General features: G+C 73.5%; 20 protein-coding genes and 1 pseudogene. 9 read left to right on the forward strand and 12 right to left on the reverse strand.

Annotated features, from left to right (window positions below; all coding sequences use genetic code 11):
* Nucleotides 1–15: 15 nt before the first annotated feature.
* Nucleotides 16–1,833, reverse strand: coding sequence for an aspartate--tRNA ligase (gene aspS, locus SPI96_RS06305; protein WP_321081513.1), 1,818 nt, complete (start codon nt 1,831–1,833; stop codon nt 16–18).
* 181 nt (nt 1,834–2,014) lie between these two features.
* Here aspS and SPI96_RS06310 point away from each other — a divergent pair.
* Nucleotides 2,015–3,089, forward strand: a pseudogene (locus tag SPI96_RS06310) (APC family permease).
* Between the two features lie 54 nt (nt 3,090–3,143).
* On the opposite strand, the gene hisS reads toward SPI96_RS06310, so the two are convergent.
* Nucleotides 3,144–4,511 carry a histidine--tRNA ligase gene (hisS, locus tag SPI96_RS06315; protein ID WP_321081514.1) on the reverse strand — a complete coding sequence of 456 codons (1,368 nt, stop codon included), beginning with the start codon at nt 4,509–4,511 and terminating at the stop codon, nt 3,144–3,146.
* A gap of 359 nt (nt 4,512–4,870) precedes the next feature.
* Between hisS and SPI96_RS06320 the strand changes: the two genes are divergently transcribed.
* Nucleotides 4,871–6,292: a DUF349 domain-containing protein gene (locus SPI96_RS06320; RefSeq protein ID WP_321081515.1), complete on the forward strand. Its 1,422-nt coding sequence runs from the start codon at nt 4,871–4,873 to the stop codon at nt 6,290–6,292.
* A 102-nt stretch (nt 6,293–6,394) separates the two neighbouring features.
* Entirely contained in the window at nt 6,395–7,000 is a 606-nt protein-coding gene (locus SPI96_RS06325) for a hypothetical protein (protein WP_321081516.1), read from the forward strand.
* A 76-nt stretch (nt 7,001–7,076) separates the two neighbouring features.
* On the opposite strand, the gene SPI96_RS06330 is transcribed toward SPI96_RS06325, so the two are convergent.
* The 8 genes from SPI96_RS06330 to SPI96_RS06365 form a co-directional block, all read right to left on the reverse strand.
* Nucleotides 7,077–9,368 carry a bifunctional (p)ppGpp synthetase/guanosine-3',5'-bis(diphosphate) 3'-pyrophosphohydrolase gene (locus SPI96_RS06330; protein ID WP_321081517.1) on the reverse strand — a complete coding sequence of 764 codons (2,292 nt, stop codon included), beginning with the start codon at nt 9,366–9,368 and terminating at the stop codon, nt 7,077–7,079.
* A 144-nt stretch (nt 9,369–9,512) separates the two neighbouring features.
* On the reverse strand, nt 9,513–10,565 hold the full coding sequence (secF, locus tag SPI96_RS06335; protein WP_321081518.1) for a protein translocase subunit SecF: 1,053 nt from the start codon (nt 10,563–10,565) through the stop codon (nt 9,513–9,515).
* A complete protein-coding gene (secD, locus tag SPI96_RS06340) occupies nt 10,562–12,340 on the reverse strand; it encodes a protein translocase subunit SecD (protein ID WP_321081519.1) in 1,779 nt (592 codons plus the stop codon). The genes secF and secD overlap by 4 nt, the downstream gene beginning before the upstream one ends.
* A gap of 76 nt (nt 12,341–12,416) precedes the next feature.
* Nucleotides 12,417–12,908, reverse strand: coding sequence for a preprotein translocase subunit YajC (gene yajC / locus SPI96_RS06345; protein WP_321081520.1), 492 nt, complete (start codon nt 12,906–12,908; stop codon nt 12,417–12,419).
* Nucleotides 12,909–12,960: 52 nt separating this feature from the next.
* A complete protein-coding gene (gene ruvB, locus SPI96_RS06350; RefSeq protein WP_321081521.1) occupies nt 12,961–13,974 on the reverse strand; it encodes a Holliday junction branch migration DNA helicase RuvB in 1,014 nt (337 codons plus the stop codon).
* A 1-nt stretch (nt 13,975) separates the two neighbouring features.
* The gene (gene ruvA / locus SPI96_RS06355; protein ID WP_321081522.1) at nt 13,976–14,614 is read right to left on the reverse strand and encodes a Holliday junction branch migration protein RuvA; all 639 of its coding nucleotides are present in this window, start codon (nt 14,612–14,614) and stop codon (nt 13,976–13,978) included.
* A 74-nt stretch (nt 14,615–14,688) separates the two neighbouring features.
* Nucleotides 14,689–15,366, reverse strand: coding sequence for a crossover junction endodeoxyribonuclease RuvC (ruvC, locus tag SPI96_RS06360; protein ID WP_321081523.1), 678 nt, complete (start codon nt 15,364–15,366; stop codon nt 14,689–14,691).
* A gap of 7 nt (nt 15,367–15,373) precedes the next feature.
* On the reverse strand, nt 15,374–16,135 hold the full coding sequence (locus SPI96_RS06365; protein ID WP_321081524.1) for a YebC/PmpR family DNA-binding transcriptional regulator: 762 nt from the start codon (nt 16,133–16,135) through the stop codon (nt 15,374–15,376).
* 218 nt (nt 16,136–16,353) lie between these two features.
* Here SPI96_RS06365 and SPI96_RS06370 point away from each other — a divergent pair, with 218 nt between their 5' ends.
* Complete coding sequence (locus SPI96_RS06370) at nt 16,354–18,414, forward strand: M3 family metallopeptidase (RefSeq protein ID WP_321081525.1); 2,061 nt, start codon at nt 16,354–16,356, stop codon at nt 18,412–18,414.
* Nucleotides 18,415–18,476: 62 nt separating this feature from the next.
* Here the strand turns inward: SPI96_RS06370 and SPI96_RS06375 are convergent, their stop codons facing one another.
* Nucleotides 18,477–19,793: an alpha/beta hydrolase family protein gene (locus SPI96_RS06375; RefSeq protein WP_321081526.1), complete on the reverse strand. Its 1,317-nt coding sequence runs from the start codon at nt 19,791–19,793 to the stop codon at nt 18,477–18,479.
* A gap of 91 nt (nt 19,794–19,884) precedes the next feature.
* On the opposite strand from SPI96_RS06375, the gene msrB reads away from it, so the two are divergent.
* The 4 genes from msrB (at nt 19,885) to SPI96_RS06395 (ending at nt 23,558) form a co-directional block, all read left to right on the forward strand.
* On the forward strand, nt 19,885–20,358 hold the full coding sequence (gene msrB / locus SPI96_RS06380) for a peptide-methionine (R)-S-oxide reductase MsrB (protein ID WP_321081527.1): 474 nt from the start codon (nt 19,885–19,887) through the stop codon (nt 20,356–20,358).
* Complete coding sequence (locus SPI96_RS06385; protein ID WP_321081528.1) at nt 20,355–21,506, forward strand: threonine aldolase family protein; 1,152 nt, start codon at nt 20,355–20,357, stop codon at nt 21,504–21,506. Before msrB ends, SPI96_RS06385 begins: the two co-directional genes overlap by 4 nt.
* Before the next feature lie 10 nt (nt 21,507–21,516).
* Complete coding sequence (locus tag SPI96_RS06390) at nt 21,517–22,164, forward strand: DUF3000 domain-containing protein (protein ID WP_321081529.1); 648 nt, start codon at nt 21,517–21,519, stop codon at nt 22,162–22,164.
* Between the two features lie 104 nt (nt 22,165–22,268).
* Nucleotides 22,269–23,558 (forward strand): ribonuclease D, encoded by a 1,290-nt coding sequence (locus SPI96_RS06395; RefSeq protein ID WP_321081530.1) that lies wholly within the window; start codon nt 22,269–22,271, stop codon nt 23,556–23,558.
* 87 nt (nt 23,559–23,645) lie between these two features.
* Here SPI96_RS06395 and SPI96_RS06400 read toward each other — a convergent pair whose 3' ends face one another.
* Nucleotides 23,646–24,314 carry a hypothetical protein gene (locus SPI96_RS06400; RefSeq protein ID WP_321081531.1) on the reverse strand — a complete coding sequence of 223 codons (669 nt, stop codon included), beginning with the start codon at nt 24,312–24,314 and terminating at the stop codon, nt 23,646–23,648.
* A 214-nt stretch (nt 24,315–24,528) separates the two neighbouring features.
* On the opposite strand from SPI96_RS06400, the gene SPI96_RS06405 reads away from it, so the two are divergent.
* On the forward strand, nt 24,529–25,083 hold the full coding sequence (locus tag SPI96_RS06405; RefSeq protein WP_321081532.1) for a Rieske (2Fe-2S) protein: 555 nt from the start codon (nt 24,529–24,531) through the stop codon (nt 25,081–25,083).
* Nucleotides 25,084–25,118 lie beyond the last annotated feature (35 nt).

A 25,118-nucleotide genomic window follows, 5' to 3' on the forward strand; every position in this document is an offset into this window, starting at 1 on the left:
GGAGGGCAGGGCGGGTCAGCCCTCGGTCTTCTCCGCTTTCTCCTTGGCCGGCTCAGGCTTGGCGTCCACGCCGGCCTCCTTGCGCTGCTGCGCGGTGATCGGTGCCGGGGCGGCAGTCAGCGGGTCGTAGCCGCCGCCGGTCTTCGGGAACGCGATGACCTCGCGAATGGACTCGGTGCCGGCGAGCAGCGCCACCACACGGTCCCAGCCGAAGGCGATGCCGCCGTGCGGCGGGGCCCCGTACTTGAAGCCCTCGAGCAGGAAGCCGAACTTCTCCTGGGCGTCCTCCTCAGACAGGCCCATCACGCCGAAGACGCGCTTCTGCATCTCCTGCTGGTGGATGCGGATGGAGCCGCCGCCGATCTCGTTGCCGTTGCAGACGATGTCGTACGCGTAGGCCAGGGCCGAGCCCGGGTCGGTGTCGAAGGTGTCCGCGAACTCCGGCTTCGGGGCGGTGAAGGCGTGGTGCACCGCAGTCCAGGCCCCGGCACCCACGGCGACATCGCCCGAGGCCACCGCATCCGCGGCCGGCTCGAACAGGGGGGCATCCACCACCCACACGAACGCCCAGTCGGCGTCCTTGGCGGCCACACCGTTGCCGGCGTCGGTGAACAGCTCGCAGCGGCGGCCGATCTCCACGCGGGCGGCACCGAGCAGGGCGCGGGACTCCTTGGGCTTGCCGGCAGCGAAGAACACGCAGTCGCCCGGGTTCGCGCCGACGGCGGTGGCCAGGCCGGCTTTCTCCTCGTCCGTGATGTTCTTGGACACCGGGCCGGTGAGCGTGCCGTCCTCCTGGATGAGCACGTAGGCCAGGCCCTTGGCGCCGCGCTGCTTGGCCCACTCCTGCCAGGCGTCCAGGGTGCGGCGCGGCTGGGAGGCGCCGCCGGGCATCACCACGGCGCCCACGTACTCGTTCTGGAACACCCGGAACGGGGTGTCCTTGAAGTACTCGGTCAGGTCGGTCAGCTCGAGGCCGAAGCGCAGGTCCGGCTTGTCCGAGCCGTACTTCTCCATGGCCTCGGCGTAGGTCATGCGGCGGATCGGGGTCTCCACCTCCACACCCACCAGGGCCCACAGGGCCTTCACGATGCGCTCGCCGAGGGCGATGATGTCGTCCTCCTCCACGAAGGAGGCCTCGATGTCCAGCTGCGTGAACTCCGGCTGGCGGTCCGCGCGGAAGTCCTCGTCCCGGTAGCAGCGGGCGATCTGGAAGTACTTCTCCACGCCACCCACCTGCAGCAGCTGCTTGAACAGCTGGGGGGACTGCGGCAGCGCATACCAGGAGCCGGGCGCCAGGCGGGCCGGCACCAGGAAGTCCCGGGCACCCTCCGGGGTGGAGCGGGTCAACGTGGGGGTCTCCACCTCGATGAACCCGTCCTCGTGGAGGAGCTCGCGGGCCACGCGGTTGGCCTCGGAGCGCAGGCGCAGGATGCGGCCCGGCTCCGGGCGGCGCAGGTCCAGGTAGCGGTGGCGCAGGCGCGCCTCCTCCCCGACCTCGACGTGCTCGTCGATCTGGAACGGCAGCGCCGCGGCGGTGTTGAGCACGGTGACCTGCTCCGCGATCAGCTCGACCTCGCCCGTGGGCAGGTTCGGGTTCTCGTTGCCCTCGGGGCGGCGCTCCACGGTGCCGCTGACCTGCAGGACCCACTCGTTGCGCAGCGGGTCGAAGTCGGCCTCGTCGCGGACGACCACCTGGGCGCGGCCCGACGCGTCGCGCAGGTCCACGAAGGCGACGCCGCCGTGGTCGCGCCGCTTCGCCACCCAGCCGGTGACGGTGACGGTCTGGCCGATGAGCGAGGCGTTGAGCTCGCCGAGATGGTGGGTGCGCAGCACGAGGCTTCCTCTCCGTCCGGGTCACGGACGATGTGCGGGGGTTCATGTCCTGGTCGATCCGGTGTGCTACCCGTGTGGGGCAAGGATCGCATCGGACCCAGTCTACGGGGACGCCCAGCCGGGGTACCGCCTGCCGTGCCTTCCCTCCCTCCCCGCGCACACCCCCGACGAGAGGACTTCCATGACGCCCGCGCTGCAGCGCCGCCTGACCCTGCCCGGCGCCCTCGCGATCGGCGTGGGCTCGATGGTCGGTGCCGGGGTCTTCACGTCAGTCGGCCTGGCCGCCCAGCTCACGGGCGGACGCGTGGGCCCGCTCGTCGCCGCGCTGCTGCTCGCGGCCGTGGTGGCCACGTGCAACGCGATCTCCACGGCGCAGCTCGCCGCCGTCCACCCCGCCTCGGGCGGGACCTACGTCTACGGGCGGCGGCAGCTGAACCCCCTGGTCGGGTTCGTGGCCGGGTGGGGGTTCGTCACGGGCAAGACCGCCTCGGTGGCCGCCATGGCGACGACGGCGGGCCTTTACCTCTTCCCCGGCTCCCCTCTTGCGGCGCGCCTGGCCGGCGTGGCCGGCGTCGTGGTTCTGACGGCCGTGGCGCTGCGGGGGATCACCCGCACGGCGCAGGCGACCGTGGCGATCCTCGCGCCCGTGCTGCTGATCCTGACTCTGGCCATCGTGTCGGGACTGGCACTCGGGGCCGCGGGCCGGAGCCCGGGCTTCGACCCGGCAACCGTGGACCTGACCGGGATCCTCGGGGCCGCCGGCGTGCTGTTCTTCGCGTTCGCCGGCTACGCCGTGTGGCCACGATGGGCGAAGAGGTCGTCGATCCGGCGCGGACCATCCCGCGGGCCGTGCTCGGGGCGCTCGGGGTCACCGTGGTCCTCTACGGTCTCCTCACGTGGGCCCTCGTGCGCGCGCTGGGGCCTCACGGTCTGGCCGCCTCTGAGGCCCCCGTGCGTGCCGGCCTCGAGGCTGCCCTGGGATCCGGCTGGGGCTGGCCACGGACGTGCTCACGATCGTCGGCTTCAGCTCGTTCGGCGTGCTTGTGTACTACGCGGTGGCGAACCTCTCCGCACTGACGCTGCGGCCGGAGCAGCGGACCGTGCGTGTGCCCCGTGCCGTGAACGTCCTGGGCGTGGTGCTGTGCGTGGTGATCGCGTTCACCCTGCCGGCGGTGTCCGTGGCGGCCATGGTCAGCGTGTTCCTGGTCGGAATCAGCGGACGCTGCTTCCTGCAGACGCGCCGCCCAGGCCGCTGAGGGGTCTGCCCGGATGCCCGCACGGAAGCAGTCCGCCCAGGACGACGGCGCCGGTCACTCTCCCGTGGGTGTCACCTGGGGCACGAGGTCCTCAGCCGGCGGCGCCCAGGTGGCGGCGTCGGCGGGGACCTGTTCACCGGAGCGGATGTCCTTGACCTCGTCGGAGGCGCCCTCGGCGCCGAGGAACCAGACGAACGGGATGCCGCGGCGGTCGGCGTGCTTGATCTGCTTGCCGAACTTCTCGGCGGACACGGCCACCTCGGCGGCGATGCCCCGGCCGCGCAGCGCCGCGGCGACGTCCTGGCCGCGGGCCCAGTCGCCGTCGTGGGTCAGGGCGACGTAGACCGCCGTGGGCACGGAGCGGGAGGCCACGGCCATCTCCTGGGAGAGCATGCGCATCACCAGGCGGGTCACGCCGATCGACAGCCCGACGCCCGGGAACGTCCGGTTCCCCTTCGTGGCGAGCGCGTCGTAGCGGCCGCCGGAGCAGATCGAGCCGAGCTGCTCGTGGCCGACCAGCACGGTCTCGTAGACGGTGCCGGTGTAGTAGTCCAGGCCGCGGGCGATGGACAGGTCAGCCACGGCCCGCCCGGGGGCGCGCCGGTGCAGGGTGTCCACGACATCGGCAAGCTCGGCCAGGCCCTCCTCCAGCAGCTCGTCCTCCACGCCGAGGGCGCGCACCTGCTCCACGAACGCGGTGTCCTCGGTGCGGATCTGCGCGAGGGCGAGGGCCTGGGCGGCCTGCTCCTCGGTGGCACCGACCTCCTCCTGGAGCAGGCGGGCGACCTCCTCGGCGCCGACCTTCTCGAGTTTGTCGATGCTGCGCAGCACGCCGGCGGTGTCCGTCAGGCCGATGCCCCGGTAGAAGCCCTCGGCGAGCTTGCGGTTGTTCACGCGGATGAGGAAGTCGCCGATCGGCAGGGCGCCGAGCGCCTCGGCCATCACGAGGGCGACGTCAGCGTCGTAGCGCGGGGACAGGGCGCCGTCGCCGACGACGTCGATGTCCGCCTGGGTGAACTCGCGGGCCCGGCCCTCCTGCGGGCGCTCCCCGCGCCAGACCTTCTGGATCTGGTGCCGACGGAACGGGAAGGCCAGGTGCCCGGCGTTCTCCACCACGTAGCGGGAGAACGGGACGGTGAGGTCGAAGTGCAGGGCCAGGCGCTTGGGGTCCTGCGGGTCCTTGGGGTCGCGCGTGCCGGCGGCGACCTCCTGGTCCTCGGCCAGGCGGGAGACCGCGTAGACCTCCTTGTCGATCTCACCCTTGCGCAGCAGCTGGCCCAGGGTCTCCACGGCGCGCGTCTCGATGCCGGCGAACCCGTGGAGCTCGAAGGTCCGGCGCAGGGTGTCCAGCACATGCTGCTCCACGATGCGCTCGGCGGGGAGCCACTCGTGGAAGCCGGACAGCGACTGCTTGCGGGACATGGGGCTCCTTCGGGAGGTCGGCCGGAGTGGGGTGGCCGGGCGGGCACGGACGGGCCCCAGTCTAGGTGCCCCCCGCACGGACGCGCCGGATGCGCGCCCCGTCCGCAGGACACGCACCCCTTTATCTAGGGTGGTGCACATGTCCTCCCCCGCCGGGCGCCGCCGCGCCCTCCTGCGCCGCCTGGCCGCACCGTGCAGGACCTGCTGGGCCGGGGCGCCCCGGAGGCTCCGTCCTCCCCCGGCACGCGCTGAGTCCACGGGCGGGCGGGCCGGGCACGGCGGGTACGCTGACCGTGTTCGTGTCCATCCCCACCGCCGCGCATCCCGGCGCGGCGGCTCAGTCAGGGAGAGTTCCAGCGGTGACCCACCAGCCTCAGTCCGACGACCAGCAGACCCCCGCCGTCTCCGAGGAGACCGCGTCGGCTGCCGCCCCCACGCCCACTCCGGCCGCCGTAAAGCCCTCCCCCGCCGCGCGTCCGCGCCGCAGCGCCGCGCCGGTCGCCCCGGCCCCCGCCGTGCCGCCGACCCCGGTCGAGGAGGCCGCCGCGTTCGCCCGGGTGTCCGAGGACGGGCACGTCGTGCTGATCGACGGCGAGGAGGAGGTGGCCGTCGGGCAGGTGCCGGAGGCCACCCAAGAGGAGGCCCTGGCCTACTTCGTCCGCAAGTACGACGACGTGCGCGCACAGATGGCCCTGGCCGAGCAGCGCATCGCCGCCGGCGCCCCCTCCTCGGAGCTGGGCAAGGCCGTCGGGCAGATCCGCACCGCCGTCGACGAGCGCCACATGGTGGGCGACCTCGCCGCCCTGCGCACCCGCCTGGCCGCCCTCGAGACCCTGCTGTCCGACTACCGTGCCGCCGAGCAGGAGGCCCGCCAGGCCGCTCAGGCCGAGCAGCTGGCCGCCCGTGAGGCGATCGTCGCGGAGGCGGAGCAATACGCGCAGACCCCCGCCGAGCGCATGCCCTGGAAGCAGGCCTCGGCCCGCATGGCCGAGCTGTTCGACGAGTGGAAGGCCGCCCAGAAGGCCGGCCCGCGCCTGGGGAAGTCCGTGGAGGACGGGCTGTGGAAGCGCTTCCGCGGGGCCCGCACCGCCTTCGACAAGACCCGCCGCGCCCACTTCTCCCAGCTGGACGCGAAGTCCGCCGAGGCCAAGCAGGTCAAGGAGCGGCTGATCGCCCGCGCCGAGGAGCTGTCCACCTCCACCGACTGGGGCGTGACCGCCGGCAAGTACCGCGACCTCATGGACGAGTGGAAGCGGGCGCCGCGGGCCTCCCGCAAGGACGACGACGCCCTGTGGGCGCGCTTCCGGGCTGCCCAGGACGTGTTCTTCGCCGCCCGCAAGGCACAGAACGCGGAGATCGACCGGGAGTTCGGCGAGAACCTGAAGGTCAAGGAGCAGATCCTCGCCGACGGCCAGAAGCTGCTGCCCTTCACGGACGTCAAGGCCGGCCGCCGGGCGCTCAACGAGCTGCGCGGCCGCTGGGAGGAGGCCGGCAAGGTCCCGCGCGGGGACATCCGCCGCATGGAGGACGGCTTCCGCAAGCTCGAGGACGCCCTCAAGCAGGCCGAGCAGGAGCACTGGCAGCGCACCAACCCGGAGACGAAGGCACGCACGAACTCCGCGCTGAGCCAGCTCGAGGAGACCATCGCCGGGCTCGAGGCGGACCTGGAGAAGGCCAAGGCCGCCGGCGATCAGAAGGCCATCGCCCGGGCCCAGGAGGCCCTCGACGCCCGCCTGCAGTGGAAGCAGGCCCTCGAGGCCTCCGCCTCCCAGCTGCGCTGACCGGCACGGCGCACGGGCGTCCCACTCCCCCGTACCCCGCCCCTGCGGCGGCCTGTCCACAGGCCCCAGCGGGGGCGGTGGTGTTCCTGGCACCGTGGTGCCATGCAGCACGGCATGGACACAACCGGGCTCCTCACTGCCGGGGAGCACTTCACCGACGGCGAGCTGGCGGCGCTCGCCTCCCGCGGCACTCTCGTGGCGCTCACCCCGGGGGTCTACGCCACCGCTGAGGCCGCCACACGACCCGAGGCCCGGGCAGTGGCCGTATGGACCGTGGCGGCGCCCGTGCTCGCCCCGGGCTGGACGGCCCTGGGGCCGACGGCCGCCTGGATCCACGCCGGCGGTGCGGCGCCGGGCCGGCTGCACGCCGCCGTCGCCCACTTCCACCGGCTCCCGGCCGGCGGGGCTGCCCAGCGCTGGCGGCTCGTGGAGACCGATGTGGCCGCCAGCGCCCACGGGCCGGCCGCCGCCGAGCAGGACGTGGTGCGGATCGGCCCAGCCCGCGTCACCTCGGTGCCCCGCACGGTGGAGGACCTGCTGCTCACAGGCCGGGGCGACGACGCCGCCCGCGCCGCCGTGCTGATCGCCCGCCACGGTGCCGCGGACCTGCCAGAACGACTGGACCGGAGACGGCGCCGCCGCGGGGCGGTGGAGGCGCGCCGACGCCTGGCGCAGATCCTTACCGCGCTCGAGGCCGGGACCGCGTGAGCCGCCTCCGCCATGCCCGGGCCGTCACCCGGCTGCGGCCGCCGAGCTGCCCTGGCCGCCGCCTTTCCCTGGCCCCTCAGATGCGGTGCACGTCGAACACGCCGTCGATGCGCCGCACGGCGTTCACCACATGGGAGAGGAACAGCGGGTCGCCCATCTCGAACACGAACCGACTCATCGCCACCCGGTCCCGTGTGGTGTTCACGGAGGCCGAGAGGATGTTCACGTGGTTCTCGGAGAGCACCCGAGTGACGTCCGAGAGCAGCGAGGTGCGGTCCAGCGCCTCCACCTGGATCTCCACCAGGTACACGGTGTCCCGGCTGGGCGCCCACGAGACCTCCACCCGACGCTCGGGCTCGCCGGCGACCATGGTGGCCAGGTTCCGGCACTGTGCACGGTGCACGGACACCCCGGAGCCGCGGGTGACGAACCCGACGATCTCGTCCGGCGGGACGGGATTGCAGCACCGGGCCAGCTTGGCCAGCACACCGCCGTCGCCGGCCACGAGCACACCGGCCTCGTTCGAGGCACGGGCCGGGGCACGCCGGCCCGGAGTGGAGACGAGGGACTCGAGGTCCACCTCGCCCGCCGCAGCCGGACCGTCCGTCTCGGCTGTGGGGGCAGGCGGGGGTGCCAGGCGCTGCTCCAGGCGCTCGGCCACGGCCTGCGCCGAGGTGTGCCCGTCCCCCACCGAGGCGAACAGGGCGTCGACGTCCTTCAGGCCCAGCTCCTCGGCCACGGCCACCAGCTCGTCGCCGCCGAGCACCCGCTGCACGGGCATCCCGGCCCGACGCAGCTGCCGGGTGAGGGACTCGCGCCCGCGCTCGATCTGCTCGTCCCGGCGCTGGGTGGCGAAGTGGTGGCGGATCTTCGAACGTGCCCGCGGGGACACCACGAAGCCCAGCCAGTCCCGGCTGGGGCCGGCATGCTCGGCCTTGGAGGTGAGCACCTCCACGGTGTCCCCGTGGCTCAGCGGCGTGGACAGCGGGACCAGGCGCCCGTTGACCTTCGCTCCCACCGTCCGGTGGCCGACGTCCGTGTGGATCGAGTACGCGAAGTCCACCGGGGTGGAGCCGGCCGGCAGTGCCCGGATCTCGCCCCGGGGCGTGAACACGTACACCTCGTCCGCCCCGATCTGGGTGCGCAGCGAGGCCAGGAACTCGTCCGGGTCCCGGGTGTCCTTCTGCCAGTCCATCACCGAGCGCAGCCACTGCGGGGTGGCCGCGGCGGGGGCGGCGTTGGCCTCCCCCCGCGCCACGGCCTTGTAGCGCCAGTGGGCGGCCACACCGAACTCGGCCTGGCGGTGCATCTCCCAGGTGCGGATCTGGATCTCCACGGGCTTGCCGTCCGAGCCCATCACCGTGGTGTGCAGGGAGCGGTACATGTTCAGCTTGGGCACCGCGATGTAGTCCTTGAACCGCCCCGGCACCGGGTTCCAGCGGGAGTGGACCACGCCGAGCACCCCGTAGCAGTCCCGCACGGTGTCCACGAGCACCCGGATACCCGTGAGGTCGTAGATGTCGTCGAAGTCCTTCCCCTGCGTCACCATCTTCTGGTAGATCGAGTAGTAGTGCTTCGGTCTGCCGGTCACGGTGGCCCGGATCCGGTTCTCCTTGAGCTGGTCCTCGATCACCCCGCGCAGGGTGCGCAGCTGCTTCTCCCGCTCCGGGTTGCGCTCGCCCACCAGGCGCACGATCTCCGCGTACACCTTGGGCTTGAGCGCGGCGAAGGAGAGGTCCTCCAGTTCCCACTTCACCGTGTTCATGCCCAGCCGGTGCGCCAGGGGCGCGTAGATGTCGAGCGTCTCCCGCGCCTTCTTCGCGCTGGACTCCGGCGAGACGTACCGCCAGGTGCGCGCATTGTGCAGACGGTCCGCGAGCTTGATCAGCAGCACGTTCACGTCCTGCGCCATCGCGATGATCATCTTGCGGACGGTCTCGGCCTGCGCGGCCGCCCCGTAGGTCACCTTGTCCAGCTTCGTGACGCCGTCCACCAGCAGCGCGACCTCGGGGCCGAAGTCCTCCGTGAGCTGCTCGAGCGAGTAGTCGGTGTCCTCCACGGTGTCGTGCAGCAGGGCGGCCAGCAGAGTGGGGCCGGTGACGCCCAGCTCGGCGAGGATCGTGGCCACGGCCACCGGGTGCGTGATGTACGGGTCGCCGGAGCGGCGGGTCTGCCCGGAGTGGGCCCGGTCCGCCACCTCGAAGGCGCGGACGAGCTCTTTGAGCTCGGCGGAGGTGGCACGCTGGCGCACGGTGCGCATCAGCGGCTCCAGCAGCGGCGAGTACTCGGTGGCGCGGCGGCCGGTCAGCCGGGCCATGCGCCCTCGGCGTGCCGGGGCGGCGGAGGGGCGCTGGTCCTGGTCGCTCATGGCGGTGCTCCTGCTCGTCGCGGGCCCCGGGCCTCGGGGATGTGATGCGGAATTCTACTCCTGCACCGCCGGGCCGCAGCAGGGCGGCCCGGCGGTGCGGGCAGAGGGGGGCAGTTCAGGCGGTGCGGTGCAGGTGTCGGTGGGTCAGAGCACCGCGCCGCGGGTGTCGGCGAGATCCTGTTCGGGGTCGCACCGTGCGCCGTCGTCCGGGCCGTCCCCGGTGACGGCGGCACCGGAGGTGAGGAGGGCGTCGTGGGCACGCACATCGGCATCCCGGCGGCGCAGCAGCGCGTAAAGCGGGGCCTGGATGAACAGCGTGGACAGCGTGCCCACGATGATGCCCACGAAGATCGCCAGGGCGATGTCCCGCAGGGTGCCGGCACCCAGCAGGCCCGCCCCGATGAACAGGATCGATCCCACCGGCAGCAGACCCACAATCGACGTGGTGATCGAGCGCACCAGGGTCTGGTTCACGGCCAGATTCACGTTCTGCTCGAAGGTGCGTCGGGCGTCCTCCTCCTGCCCCTGCGTGTTCTCACGGACCTTGTCGAACACCACCACGGTGTCGTACAGGGCGTAGGAGAGGATCGTGAGGAAGCCAATGATCGCCGAGGGGGTGATCTCGAAGCCGGTGGCCCCGTACACGCCCGCCGTGAGGGCGACCACATACAGCATGCCCACCACCGCGGCCACGGACATCTTCCAGGTGCGGAAGTACAGGGCCATGAACAGGGTCACCAGCACCACGAACAGCACCAGGCCCAGCCCTGCCTGCCGGGACACCGCCTCACCCCAGGTGGGGCCCACGAAGGTGGAAGTCACCTGGTCTTGGGTCACCCCGTAGGCGTCCTGGAGGTTCTGGGCCACCTGCCGGGTCTGGGCGTCGTCGAGCTGCTCGGTCTGCACACGCATCGTCCCGGGGGCGATATTCGTGACGGTCGGGTGCCCCTCAGACACCACATCCGCCACGGCGCGCTCGCCGGCGGCGACGTCCGTCTCGGCCACGTCGGAGACCGTGAACTCGGACCCGCCGCGGAATTCGATGCCCAGGTTGAAGCCGCCGCGCAGGGCGGTCAGCCCGCCGGCCAGCACGAGCAGCACGGCGGCCAGCGCGAACCAGGTGCGCCAGCGGCTCACGAACGGGTAGGACTTCTCTCCCGAGTAGAGGGCGTTGCCCCAGTCGGCGAAGCGGTTCACTTGGTCTCCTCCGGGGTGGGGGCGGTCTCGGCGGGGTGGGCGCCGGCGGTGGCCCGGGCGGCCTCGCGCTCGGCGCGGCGCCGCTCGGCCACGGTGAGGGGCTGGGCAGCCGAGCGTCCACGACGACGGCGCGGGCCGGCGTCGTCGTGCGCGGCAGGGTGGGTGCCGGGCTCGCGGAAGCGGCCGGCTCCCTGGTAGAGGGCGGGCTCGACGCCCAGCAGGGTCGGGTCCAGCCCGGACATCCGGTGGCCACCGCCGATGAGGCGGGTTCGGCTGAGCAGGACCATCACCGGGTGGGTGAACAGGAACACCACGATCAGGTCAGCCACGGCGGTGAGCCCGAGGGTGAAGGCGAAGCCGCGCACGTTGCCGACGGCCACGAAGAACAGCACCACGGCGGCGATCAGGTTGACGGCCTTGGAGGCGAAGATCGTGCGCTTGGCCCGCTTCCAGCCCTCGTGCACGGCCAGGTCCACGGGGTGGCCGGCGCGCAGCTCATCCTTGATGCGCTCGAAGTACACGATGAACGAGTCCGCAGTGAGGCCGATCGCCACGATCAGGCCCGCGATGCCCGCCAGGGAGAGCCGGTAGTTGTCTGTCCACCCCAGGATCGCGATGGCCAGGTAGGTCAGCACGCCGGCCACCACGATCGAGGCGAAGGTCAGCAGGCCCAGCAGCCGGTACTGGAAGAACTGGTAGGCGGCCACCAGGGCCAGGCCGATCAGGCCCGCCACCAGCCCCCAGAACAGCTGGTCCTGGCCGAGGGTCGCGGAGATCTGCTGCTCGGACTCGATGGTGAAGGAGATCGGCAGGGAACCGTACTGCAGCTGCTGGGCGAGCCGACTGGAGGTCTCCTCGGTCATGGTGGGCCCGTCGATGCGGGCGCTGCCGCCGGTGATCACCACATTGGACTGCGGGGCGGAGACCACCTGGTCGTCCAGGACGATCGCGAACTGCTTGCGGGGGTCGCCCTGGGGGTAGGGGGTGAGGCGCTGGGTGACCTCCTGGAAGCGGCGGCCGCCCTCCTCGGTGAAGTCCAGGTTCACGCCCCACTGGTTGGTGGCCGCGCCGGTGGTGGTCTGGCCCAGGCCTGCCTGCGCCCCGGCGACGTCCGTGCCGGAGACCACCACGGGGCCGAGGATGTACTTGACGGCCGGCACGGCCACGCCGTTGGCCTCCTCGGCGGGCTGGCAGGTGACCACGGCCCGGTCCGCCGGCTGAGCGGGGGCCTCGGGGTCCCGGGGGGCGGTGCAGTCGGTGCGCTGGAACTCGTCAGCGAGCTCGGGGGTGATCCAGCGGGTGTCGTAGGCGTCGGCCGGTTCTCCCTCCACGGCGGGGAACTGGTCGCGCGGGATCCGCTGTTCCTCGGGGGTGGCCTCCCCGGGGGCGGACTGCAGCACGGGACGGAACTGCAGGTCCGCGGAGGCCTGGATCAGGCGGCGGGTCTGCTCGTCCGGGATGCCGGGCAGGGCGACGACGACGTTCTGGTCGCCCTGGGTGGCGACCTCCGCCTCGGCCACGCCGGAGCCGTCCACGCGCTGGCGGATGATCTCGACCGCCTGGGCGAGCTGGTCGGGGCTGGCCTGGGCGCCCGAGGAGGTGCGCGGGGCCAGCACCATCTGGGTGCCGCCTTCGAGGTCGAGGGCGAGCTTGGGGGCCCAGCTGGCCCGGCCCGTCGTCACGCCGACGGCCAGGACCGCGGTGAGGACGACGACGAGCGCGGCCAGCCAGGCCAGGGTGCGTCCGGCGGCGCGGGTGGGGGTGATCGATGCCATGCGTGGTCGCTTCCGTGGCGTCGGGCGGCGCGCCGCAGCGGCCGCGGGGAGGGTCGAACGTCGGGGGCGGGCCCGCTCAGGCGGGGTCGCGGCGGCCGGTCTCGCCGGCCGGACCGGCGGGGCCGGCCTCGCGGTGGTCGCCGGGCTCGCCGTAGGGGTTGGCCTCGCCGTAGGCGTTGGACTCGACGGAGGGCGCGGCGGCGCTGGAGCCGCCGGTCTCGGTGACGGGGGCGGCCGCGGCGGCCGGAACCTCGGGCTCGACGACGTCCGTGATGCCCTGCAGGTGCATCTGCAGGCGGGTGCCGGGGGCCACCTCGAGGGTGATGCGCTGGCGGGCCTCATCGATGGTCACCACGGTGCCGAAGATGCCGGAGGCCGTCATGACCTCCTGGCCGGGGGTGAGGCCGCGGCGCATCTCGGCCTGCTGGGCCTGGACCTTGCGGGCGCGGCGGAAGGACAGGAACATCAGCACGAGCAGCGCGCCGAACATGACGAGCATGAAGATGTTGCTGCCGCTGACGGCCGCCTGCTGGGCGATCACGGGCATGGTGAGGATGTGCTGCGGCATGGGGTGTCAGCTCCAGGGGTCGGGTCCGGGGTCCCGCACAGTCTAGGGGCCTTCACCCGGCCGGCGGCTCCGGTGGCGTCATGCCCAGGTGCTCCCAGGCACCGGGCAGGGCCACACGTCCGCGGGGGGTGCGGGCCACCATCCCCTCACGGATGAGGAAGGGCTCGGCAACGGTCTCCACGGTCTCGGCCTCCTCCCCCACGGCGGTGGCCAGGGTGGTCAGGCCCACGGGACCGCCGCCGAACGTGGTGCACAGGGCGGTGAGCACGGCGCGGTCCAGGCGGTCCAGGCCGCGGGCGTCGACCTCATACATGGACAGCGCGGCGGCGGCGGAGTCGGCATCCACCGTGTCCAGGCCCTTCACGAGGGCCCAGTCGCGCACGCGACGCAGCAGACGGTTGGCGATGCGGGGGGTGCCGCGGGAGCGGGAGGCGATCTGGCGGAACCCGCCGGTGTCCACGCGCATGTCCAGCAGGGCGCTGGAGCGGCGCAGCACGGCTTCGAGCTCGGTCTCGGCGTAGAACTCGAGGTGCCCGGTGAAGCCGAAGCGGTCCCGCAGGGGCCCGGGCAGCAGGCCGGCGCGAGTGGTGGCTCCGACCAGGGTGAACGGCGGCAGTTCCAGGGGGATGGAGGTGGCGCCGGCCCCCTTGCCGACCACGATGTCCACCCGGAAGTCCTCCATGGCCATGTAGAGCATCTCCTCGGCTGGGCGGGACATGCGGTGGATCTCATCGAGGAACAGCACCTCCCCCTCGGTGAGGGAGGAGAGGATCGCGGCCAGGTCCCCCGCGTTCTGGATGGCCGGGCCGGAGGACAGGCGCAGGGGGGCGTTCATCTCCTGGGCCACGATCATCGCCAGGGTGGTCTTGCCGAGTCCGGGTGGGCCGGAGAGCAGCACGTGGTCCGCGGCGCGTCCGCGCAGCCGGGCGGAGGCCAGCACGAGGTCCAGCTGTTCGCGCACGCGGGCCTGGCCGACGAACTCCTCCAGATGCCGGGGGCGCAGGGCAGCCTCGAGGCGGCGCTCCTCGGCGTCGGCCTCGAGAGGGCTCACGGGCTGCTCCTGCATGTCAGCGCCCCGCCCGGACGGTGGCGGCCGAGCCGACGTCGCTCAGGGTGGCGCGCAGCAGGGCGGGCACGTCCCGGGCCTCGTCCAGTTCGGGGCGGGCGGTGAGGGTGGCCTCGACGGCCCGCAGCGCCTCCTTCTCCGACCAGCCGAGCCCGGCCATCGCCTGCACCACGTCCGTGTGCCAGGCCGGGGCGTCCGCAGCGGGGGCCGCTTCCTCGGCGTCGGGGATCCGCTCCCCCGTGGGCACCAGCCGCCCGGCGAGGTCCACGATGATCTTCCGCGCCATCTTCGGGCCGATGCCCGGCACCCGGGTGAGGGCCTTCTCGTCCTCCTCGGCCACGGCGCGGCGCACCGCCTCGGGGTGGTGCACGGCCAGCACGGCCAGGGCCAGGCGGGGGCCGACACCGTTGGCGCCGAGCAGCACCTCGAACACCTCGCGCTCGTCCCGGTCGGCGAAGCCGTAGAGGGTGAGCGCGTCCTCCTTCACCGCCAGGTGGGTCTGCACGGAGCCCTCACGACCCTCATGGAGGGCGGCGAGGGTCTGCGGGGTGGCATGGAAGGAGAGCCCGACGCCGCCGACGCTGATGACGGCGTGGTCGAGGGCCACGCGTTCGACCGTGCCGGTCAGGGATGCGATCACGAGGTGCCTTCCGCTGGAGGGTGAATGCGCCCGGTGGGGGCTTGGATTCGAACATAGCATCGAATCCGGACGCCTCAGCGGCCGGGGCGGGGACGGGAGGCCGCTGAGCGTTCGGCGGCGAGCCAGGCACGCTGGGCGGGGGTGAGATCCCTGGTGGGGGCCCGGCGCACGCGCGCACCGGCGGCGCCGCGGGAGGCCCCGGCACGGGAGGCGAGCCCGGCGGTGTCGAGCCCGGTGTGGCCGGCGGCCCGGCCGAGTGCGGTGCCCCGCCAGGCGTGGGTGATGGCCAGGGCGAGGGCGTCGGCGGCGTCGGCGGGCCGAGGCGGGGTGTCCAGACCGAGGATGCGGGTGACCATCGCGGTCACCTGCTCCTTGCCGGCGTCGCCGTTGCCGGTGACGGCGGCCTTCACCTCGGAGGGCGTGTGCAGGCCCACGGGCACGCCGGCCCGGGCGGCCGCGGTGATCGCCACCCCCGCGGCCTGGGCGGTGCCCAGCACGGTGGGCGTGTTCGTGTTCGCGAACATCCGCTCCACGGCGGCCCGGTCCGGCCGGTGGCGCTCCAACAGGGCTGTGACGGCCTCGTCGATGCGCAGCAGGCGCTGGTCCAGGGTGGTCTCCGGCGGGGTGCCGACGACCTCCACATGCACGAGCGTGGCTCGGCGCCGCGCATCGACGTCCACGAGGGCCAGGCCGCACCGAGTGAGCCCGGGGTCCACCCCGAGGACGCGCACGACGCCGTCGGGGCGGACCACGGCGGGGTCAGTCCTGCTCGAGCTCGGCGAGGACCTCGGTGGGGATGTCCACGTTCGAGTAGACGTTCTGCACGTCGTCGAGCTCCTCGAGGGCGTCCGCGAGCCTCAGGAAGGTGCGGGCCCCCTTGGCGTCGAGGTCGGTCTTCATGGTGGGCACGAACTCGATCTCGTCGGACTCGTACTGTACGCCGGCGGCGTCCAGGGCCTCAGCCACGGAGCGCAGGTCCGAGGGGGCGGAGAGGATCTCGAACTCGTCCCCGGACTCCACGACCTCCTCGGCGTCCGCACCGCCCTCAAGCACGGCCTCGAGCAGCTCGTCCTCGGTGTGGCCCTCGGCGGGCAGGCGCACCAGGCCCTTGCGCTCGAACAGGAAGGACACGGAGCCGGAGTCGGCCATGGTCCCGCCGTTGCGGGTGACGGCGGCGCGCACGTCCGCGGCGGCACGGTTCTTGTTGTCGGTGAGGCACTCCACCAGCAGGGCCGAGCCCTGGGGGCCGCGCACCTCGTACATGATCTCGGTGTAGTCGATGACCTCACCGGTGAGGCCGGCGCCGCGCTTGATGGCCCGGTCGATGTTGTCGTTGGGCACGGAGTTCTTCTTGGCCTTGGACACGGCGAGATCCAGGGCGGGGTTGCCCGCCAGATCCGCGCCGCCAGCACGGGCAGCGACCTCGATGCCCTTGATGTACTTGGCGAACGCCTTGGCGCGACGCTGGTCGATGACGGCCTTCTTGTGCTTGGTGGTCGCCCACTTGGAATGCCCGGACATCCCCGTCTCCTTCTGCTCGTCGGACGCGCCGACGGTCCCCGACGCGCGTGCCTGTTCGGTTCCGGCGCGCTCGGGCGCACCGCACACTCGGCCACCCATCCTACCGTCGGGCGGCACGCCCGCTCCCTCGGTGGCGGGCCGCCGTCGTCGCGCCGTGGTCGCGGCCCGCGCGGGCGAGCACCACGGGCCCCGCCGACACCCCTGGCTAGGGTGGTGGCATGAGCCACACCGCCACCACGCTGCCCGCCGGCCACCGTCTCCTCCGCCCCTCCCCCCTGCCGTTCGAGCTGCCCGACTTCGCGGCCGTGACCGACGACGAGCTCGCCGCCGGACTGCGCCAGGGCATGGCCGAGCAGCGCGCCGAGGTCGAGGCCATTCTCGCCGCGGACGAGGCCCCCACGTTCGAAAACACCGTGCGCGGCCTCGAGCTGTCCGGGCAGCTGCTGCGCCGCACCGCAGCCATGTTCTTCACCCTGCTCGGCGCGGACGGCACCGACGCCCGCCAAGCACTCGCCGAAGAGCTCGAGCCCGCCCTGGCCGCCCATGAGGACGCGATCCTCCTGGACCCGCGCCTGGCCGAGCGCGTCGCCCAGATCGACGAGGACGGCCTCGACGCCGAGGATGCCCGCCTGCTGGAGGTGCTCCGCCAGCGGCTGGAGCTGGCCGGGGCCGGCCTCGACGAGGACGGCCGAGCCGAACTGACCGCGATCAACACCGAGATCGCCGGGCTCTGCGCCCAGTTCTCCCGGCGCCTCGTGGCCGACACCGCCGACCGTGCCGTGCTCGTCACCGACCGCGAGCGCCTGGCCGGGCTCTCGGATGCGGATGTGGAGGCGGCGGCGCGGGCGGCTCGTGAGGCGGGCCATGGGCGGGGGTGGCTGTTGGGGCTGTCCCTGTTCACGTCGCAGCCGTGGCTGGAGTCCTTGGAGGATGCGGGGTTGCGGCGTGAGGTGTTCGAGGCCTCGCGGGGCCGGGGGTCGGCCGGGGAGAACGGGACGTTGGAGGTGGCGGGGCGGATTGTGCGGTTGCGGGCGCGTAAGGCGGCGTTGCTGGGGTGTGGTTCGTGGGCGGAGTATGCGTTGAAGGACCGTGCGGCGCCGTCGGTGGAGGCGGTGTGGGAGCTGCTGGAGAAGGTGGTGCCGCCGGCGATGGAGAATGCGCAGGCGGATGCGGCGCGTGTGGCGGAGGGGCCCGGGGGTGCGGTGGCACCGTGGGACTGGCCGTTCCTGGCAGCGCGGTATGCCCGGGAGCATTATGCGGTGGATGCTGGGGCGTTGCGTCCGTTCTTCCCGTTGGATCAGGTGCTGGTGGACGGGGTGTTCGCGGCGGCGGGGGCGCTGTATGGGGTGTCTTTCGTTGAGCGTCCGGAGTTGGCGGAGCGGATGTACCGGCCCGGGGTGCGGGTGTGGGAGGTCGTGGATGGGACCGGGGCGGTGCTGGGTTTGTTTGTGGGTGACTGGTTCGCGCGTCCGACGAAGTCCGGTGGGGCGTGGATGCACACGGTGCGGGATGCTTCGAGTGTGCTGGGTGAGCGTCCGGTGGTGTTCGTGACGATGAACGTCCCGGTTCCGGCGGATGGGGAGCCGGCGTTGTTGACGCTGGATGAGGTGACGACGGCGTTCCACGAGTTCGGGCATGCGCTGCACGGTCTGCTGGCGGAGGGCCGGTACGTCTCGCTGACGGGGACGGCGGTGGCGCGGGATGTGGTGGAGTTCCCGAGCCAGGTGAATGAGATGTGGATGCGGTGGCCGTCGGTGCTGGCCGGGTATGCGCGGCACCATGGCACGGGTGAGCCATTGGATCCGGCGGTGGTGCAGGCTGTGGAGGATGCGGCGCTGTGGGGTGAGGGGTACCGCACGGTGGAGTATGTGGGTGCTGCGGTGGTGGATCTGGCGTGGCACAGCCTGCGGGAGGGTGAGGTGGACGGGGCCGTGGCGGATCCGGCGGCGTTCGAGGAGGCTGCGCTGCGCCGGGTGGGGATCGATCCGGAGCTGGTGCCGCCGCGGTACTCCACGGGGTACTTCAAGCACATCTTCTCGTCGGGGACCGGGTACTCGGCGGGCTACTACTCGTACCTGTGGGCGGAGGTGCTGGATGCGGACACCGTGGAGTGGTTCCGGCAGAACGGCGGGCTGTGCCGGGAGAACGGGGACCGTTTCCGGGCGGCGCTGCTCTCGCGGGGGAACCTGCGTCCCATGGACGAGCTCTACCGGGACTTCCGGGGCCGGGATCCGGAGCTGGAGCCGTTGCTGCGGCGTCGGGGGCTGCTGCGGGGCTGACGGTGGCCGGGGGCCGTTGGACGCAGGCCTCGGGCGGGGGTTCTCGGGTGGTTGGAGGTGGGTCAGTGGGAGGCACCTGGCCGTGGTGCGGCTAACACGGCGCGCAGGAACCCGCGCACGGTGCGGTCCCAGCGTTCCGGGTCCACGTTCCATTCGCGGGTGTGGTGGGCTTGGCGGAAGCGCACGAAGCGGACCAGTTCCGGGTTGCGTTCGGCCAGGGCGGCGGAGGGGCCCACGGGGACGTACTCGTCGTCTTCGGAGTGCAGGATCAGGGTGGGCACGCGGACGTGGTCGGCGCGGCTCACCCAGTCCAGGGCTTTGAGGTCCACGGGGGCGGCCAGGCCGGTGACGAATCGGCCGGCCCGGTTGGACAGCAGCCACTGGCCGAGCAGGCCCACGGCTTCCGGGATCCGGTTGAGCCGGGCCTGGTGGCGCAGCACGTCCATCCAGTCCACCACGGGGCCGGTGAGGACGACGGCGAGCACCCGGGGGGCCAGGTCCGAGCGGTCCACGAACTGCAGGGACACGGCCCCGCCCATGGACCAGCCGAACAGCACGACGTCCCGGGCGCCGTGGTCCAGGGCGTAGCGCACGGCGGCCTCGACGTCCTCCCATTCGGTGGTGCCGAGCCCGTAGCGGGAGTCCTCGGCGTCGGGGGCGTCGCCGTCGTTGCGGTAGGAGATCAACAGGGACGTCATGCCCAGGCGTTGGGCGGTGGGGACGGCCCGGATGCCCTCGTTGCGGCGGGCGCCGCGGCCGTGGACCATCACCGCCCACACGCCCTCGGCTGGGCGGGGGTGGTCAGCCAGGCCGGGGCTGATCAGCCAGGCCGGGGCCGAGCCCACCGGTACGGGCACCTCGACGTCCTCGGCGTCCAGGCCGGCGTCGGCGGGGGTGGGGTACACGAAGCCGGTGAGGCGGCCGCGGACGGCGGCGCGCAGGTCCCCGCGGTAGACCTCTTCCACGGCTCGTTGCACGGTGCCGTCGCGGGGGTCGAAGGAGGTCACCGGTCCGATGCGGGCGACGCCGGCGCCGCCGTCGAAGGTGAGCGAGTACACCCCGGGCACGGTGGTGGCCTCATCCGCCGGGAGGATCACCTCGAGCCCGTCCGGGCCGTCCACGACGGCCAGCACGGGCGTGGACTCCGAGGGGCGCCGCACCGGGGTGACGACGGCCCGCGCGAACACGCCCGCGAGCGCCGAGCTGGCCCCGGCCAGGACGAACGCGGTGGTGGCGGCCACGGAGAGGGCGGTGGGGGCCCAACGCACCGCCCAGCCCGCGGCGGTCAGGGCGCCCTGGCCGCTGCGGTGGGCAAGGGAGGCCGCGGCCTGCGCCCAGGGGGCGCCGGAGGGCCTGCGGGGTCGACGTGCGGTCGGCATGGCGCCATTGTGCGCCACGCACCGGGTGTGGGCCGAATCCCGGTCCCACCGGGGCGGGAACACCGGCGCGGGCGGCGGTGTTGGCCCCGGCATGAGCGAGCATCGTGACCCCGGCCCGTCCGTGCCCGGCCCGTCCGCATCCGACCCGACCGTGCCGCCGTCGTCGTTGACGGAGCAGGAGTGGGCGCGCCGGCTGAGCCCGGAGGAGTTCCGGGTGCTGCGCCAGGCCGGCACGGAGCAGGCGTTCACCGGCGAGTACTGGGACACCCGCACGGAGGGGGTGTACGGGTGCCGGGCGTGCGGGGCGGAGCTGTTCCGCTCGGCCGAGAAGTTCGACTCGCACTGCGGGTGGCCCTCGTTCTTCGCGCCGCTGGCCGAGGACCGGGTGGTGTATCTGAAGGATTCCACGCTCGGCATGGAGCGGGTGGAGGTCCGCTGCGCCGGGTGCGGCTCCCATCTGGGGCATGTGTTCGAGGGTGAGGGCTATGGCACGCCCACGGACCTGCGGTACTGCATCAACTCGATTGCCCTGCGCCTGGAGCCGGCCGCGGAGGGGGCCTCATGAGCGGGGTGCGTGCGGGGCTGCGGGCGTTCGCCTCGGACAACTACGCCGGGGTGCACCCGGACGTGTGGGCGGCCATGGTGGACGCCGACCGGGACCACGCGGTCTCCTACGGCGCGGACCCGGTGACCGAGCTCCTGCAGGAGCGGGTGCGTGAGACCTTCGGGCCGGAGGCATTCGGGGTGCCCGTGTTCACGGGGACCGCCGCCAATGTGCTCGCCCTGCAGGCCATGGTGCCACCGTGGGGGTCCGTGGTGGCGTCCTCGGTGGCGCATGTCCGGCATGACGAGGGCGGCGCCCCCGAGCGCATCGGACGGTTCCCGGTGATCACCGTGGACGTGCCGGACGGGCGGCTGACCCCGGAGGCGCTGGCCCCGCTGCTGCACCGGGACGGGGCGGTGCACGCCAGCCAGCCGGCCGTCGTCGAGCTGGCGCAGAGCACGGAGCTCGGCACCGTGTACACCCCCGAGCAGGTGCGTGCGGTGACCGACGCCGCCCACGCGGCCGGGCTGAGCGTCCACATGGACGGGGCACGGCTGTCGAACGCGGCCGCCGCCCTGGGCGTGCCCCTGCGGGCGTTCACCACCGACGCCGGCGTCGACGTGCTCTCCTACGGCGGCACCAAGAACGGCGGCATGGGCGCGGAGATGGTGGTGGTGCTGCGGCCCGAGGCCGTGGCCGCGGCCGCGCTCATCGGGCCCTCCGACCTGCCCGGCGGCGACCCCACCAGTGCCCGCGAGCGCGCCGAGAAGGCCTTGGCCTACCTGCGCAAGTCCTCCATGCAGCTGGCCTCGAAGCACCGCTACCTGGCCGCGCAGCTGCTGGCCCTGCTCACGGACGACCTCGGGGTGGCCCTGGCGGGGCGGGCGAACCTGATGGCCCGCACCCTCGCCGAGGGCGCCGAGCGCATGGCGGGTGTGCAGGTGGTGCAGCCGGTGGAGGCCAACGCCGTGTTCGCCGCCCTGGACCCGGCCGCCGCAGACCTGCTGCGCGGGGACTTCCCGTTCTACGACTGGGACCCGGCCGCCGGGGTGGTGCGGTGGATGACGTCCTGGGACACCACCGAGCAGGACGTCGCCGCGTTCCTGGCCGCCCTGGACAGGGCCCTGACGACGGCGCGCCCCCACCACGGAGCGCAGCCGGACGCCTAGGCTGGTGGGCATGACCGTCACGGGCCTGCACCGTCTCCCGGCGGGCCTGGAGCCCCCGGCGAGCTTCCGTGACGCGCTCGCGGACCTGCGCTCGGCGCGGCCCCGGCCGCAGGTGCGGCTGCGGCTCATCCCGGAGCCGGCGGGTCTGGCACCCTTCGCGGTGGCCCTGGCCGCGGATGTGCGCCCCACCCCGGACGACGCCGGCCCCGCCGCCCCGGCCGGGGTAGCCGAGGGCCCTGAGCCGGCTGGGGCCGGAGTGGTCGGGGCCGGGGCGGCCCTGGCGACGGGCCGGTTCATGCTGCTGCACGATCCGGCCGGTTCGGCCGCGTGGAACGGCACGTTCCGGGTGGTCACGTACATTCGGGCCGGCCTGGAGCCGGACGTGGCCACGGACCACCTGGCCGGGGCGGTGGCGTGGGCGTGGCTCGTGGAAGCCCTCGAGCAGCGGCACGCGCAGCACTTCGACGCCGGCGGGACGGCCACCCGGCAGCTCGCCGAGAGCTTCGGGGCCCTGGCCGGGGAGCCGGCCTGGACGGACCTGGAGCTGCGGGCCTCCTGGACGCCGGCCCCCCGGGACCTCGGCGCCCACCTGGAGGCGTGGTCGGACATGATCTGCGCCTTCGCGGGTCTGCCCCCCGATCCCCCCGGCGGGCCCTGACGCTCCGCTGGCCCCGGTTCCGCCGGCCGCCACCCCCCTCACCCACGCCCCCATCCACGCATCCATCCACGCCCCCGCCGGCCCGGGGCCACCCCAGGAGACGCATGACCTCGCCGAGCACCGACCACCCTGACCACCGCGCCGACGCGCCCGCCACGGGCCCGGACGCCGAGGCGGCCCCGCCGCGGCTGGTGGAGACCCCGGCCGAGGGCGTCCCCTTCGTCACCGACACCCCCGCCGGGCTGGTCGCGTGCGCCGAAGCCCTGGCCGCGGGCACCGGGCCGATCGCCGTCGACGCCGAGCGCGCCTCCGGCATCCGGTACGGCCAGCGGGCGTTCCTGGTGCAGCTCAAGCGTGAGGGCTCCGGGATCTGGCTCGTGGACCCCGAACCCTTCGAAGACCTCACCGTGCTGGCCCCTGCGCTGGCCGGCGTCGAGTGGGTGCTGCACGCCGCCTCCCAGGACCTGCCCTGCCTGGCCGAGCTCGGCCTCCACCCGGACAGGCTCTTCGACACCGAACTGGCCGCGCGCCTGGCCGGCCTGCCCCGGGTGGGCCTGGCCGCCGTCCTGGAGTCCCGGCTCGGGGTGACCCTGAAGAAGGAGCACTCCAGCGCGGACTGGTCCACCCGCCCACTGCCGCCGGCCTGGCTCACCTACGCCGCCCTGGACGTGGAGCTGCTCGTGCCCCTGCGCGACTCCCTGGCCGGGCTGCTGGCCGAGCAGGGCAAGCTCGGTTGGGCCGAGCAGGAGTTCGAGCACGTGCGCACCGCCCCCCGCCCGGCCCCGCGCACGGACCCCTGGCGCCGCACCTCCGGCGCGCACACGCTGCGCACGCCCGCACAGCTGTCCGTGCTGCGCCGGCTGTGGGAGGCACGGGAGGACCTCGCCCGGCACCGGGACGTGGCCCCGGGCCGGCTGATCCCGGACTCGGCGATCGTGGCGGTGGCCACCACGCCGCCGCGCACCGTCCCCGCCCTGACCTCGACGCGCGGGTTCCACGGCCGTGCCGCCTCCCGGGAGGCGCCGCGGTGGCTGGCTGCAGTGCGCGCCGGCCTGGCCGACGCCGCCGAGGGCCAGGCCCCGCCGCGCCAGGTGCGCGGCACGGACGGGCCTCCCCCGCCCCGGGCCTGGCGGGACCGAGACCCGTTGGCGGACCGGCGGCTCAAGACCGCCAAGCCGCGGGTGGCCCGGCGCGCCGAGCAGCTGGGCATGCCCACCGAGAACCTGCTCACCCCGGACACCCTGCGGCGGATCTGCTGGGCCCCACCCACACCGATCACCCCCGAGTCCGTGGCCGCGTTCCTCACCGAGCACGGGGCCCGCCCGTGGCAGGTGGAGAACGTGGGCGCGGTGATCACCGTGGCACTGCTGGACCCGGACCCGACCGAGGGGTGATGGCGGGGGTAACGGCTGGCGGCATGAGCCGGGCCGGGTCTCGGCCCGTCAGTCTTCAGCCCACCAGCACTTCAGCGCACCAGCATCTCAACCCCGGGGGCGGTCGGCGAACGCCGTGAGCACAGCCGAGAGACCGGCCAGGGCCTGCTCGCGGCCGGCCACCGGCTCCGAGGCGGTACCGCCACCCCAGTCCGAGGCCACCACCTCACCGTCGTGCACCACATGCACGGCCAGCACATGGCCCTCACTGACCAGCTCCACACGAGTGCGGCCGGAGCCGCCCGCATCCGTGGGACGCAGCACGGCCGGCAGCACCCGCAGGCCACCCTGCAGCGGTGAGGCCTCCTCGAGCCGTTCGAAGGCGAGCTCCTGCCCGGCGGTCTGGGCGATCAGCGGCAGCTCCGCCCAGGAAGGCACCGCGTGCGGGCCGAGCCCGGCGCGTTCGCGGTCGATGCGCACCCGCTGTTCGGTGATCGAGTCCTCGTAGGTGGCTGCCGTCCACGGCTCGCCGGCCACACCGAACTCCAGGGTGCTCTGCGCCAGGAAGCGCTCGGGCAGCTCGGCCGCCGCCCGGCGCTGGGCCGGATGCGGTTCAAAGGCCATGCGGGTGGTGAGCACCCCGTCTTCCAGCACCCGGTGCAGGAAGCCGGTGTGCACACCGTGGAGGGTCACCGCCTCCCAGCGCTCCCACGGCTCGGCGATACCGAGGCGGGACAGGTCGAGTCGGTCCAGGGTCGGGCGGTCGGGCGCGGGCACGGCGGCTCCTCGTCGGGGGTGTGGTCTGGGGTGCGTGGTCCGCACGTGTGGTGTGCGTCAGGACGCACGGTCAGGGGGCGTCCCCGATCCTGCCATGCCGGGACGCTCCGGCCCGTGCCGGGGCCGGCCGGCGTCGCCGTGCCCGACGGGCACGGGCATGGTCGCCGCCCAGGTCGCAGGGGGATCGCCCAGGTGACGGTGGGATAATGGGGCCATGACTTCCTACGCCCCCGGTGCCCCCCAGTCCCCCGCCGACGACGCCGCGGCCCCGCACTCCTGCTGCGGCGGCTCCTGCGGCTCCCAGGCCGAGCGCCCCGCAGAACCCGGATCGACCCGTCGGCGCACCGTGCTGCGCGGCGGCGCGATCGCCGCAGCCGCCGGCGCCGGTGCAGTGGCGCTGTCCGGGTGCACGGAGCAGATCCGTCAGCGCCAGGCCGCCCAGTCCCACCAGGAGGGCTCGGAGGCCACGGACGTGCTCGCTGCGGACGAACTGCCCGTGGGCCACAGCAAGGCGGTGGCCGCCGGCGGCCGCACCGTGCTGCTGCACCGCGTGGACGAGACCACCGTCTCGGCCTTCTCGAACATCTGCACCCACCAGGGCTGCCTCGTGCAGCCCGAGCAGCGCTCCTCCGGCCCCGTCTTCATGTGCCCGTGCCACGGCGCGGCGTTCGACGTCACCACCGGTGCCGTCCTCGCCGGGCCCGCAGAGAAGCCGCTGCCGGACTTCACCGCAGAGATCGCCGACGGTCGGATCCTCGTGCGAGTCTGAGCCCCGAACCTCCGGTGGTCTCGGGCGTGCTCAGC

The organism is Micrococcus sp. (assembly GCF_034179925.1).
Classification (GTDB): Bacteria; Actinomycetota; Actinomycetes; order Actinomycetales; family Micrococcaceae; genus Micrococcus.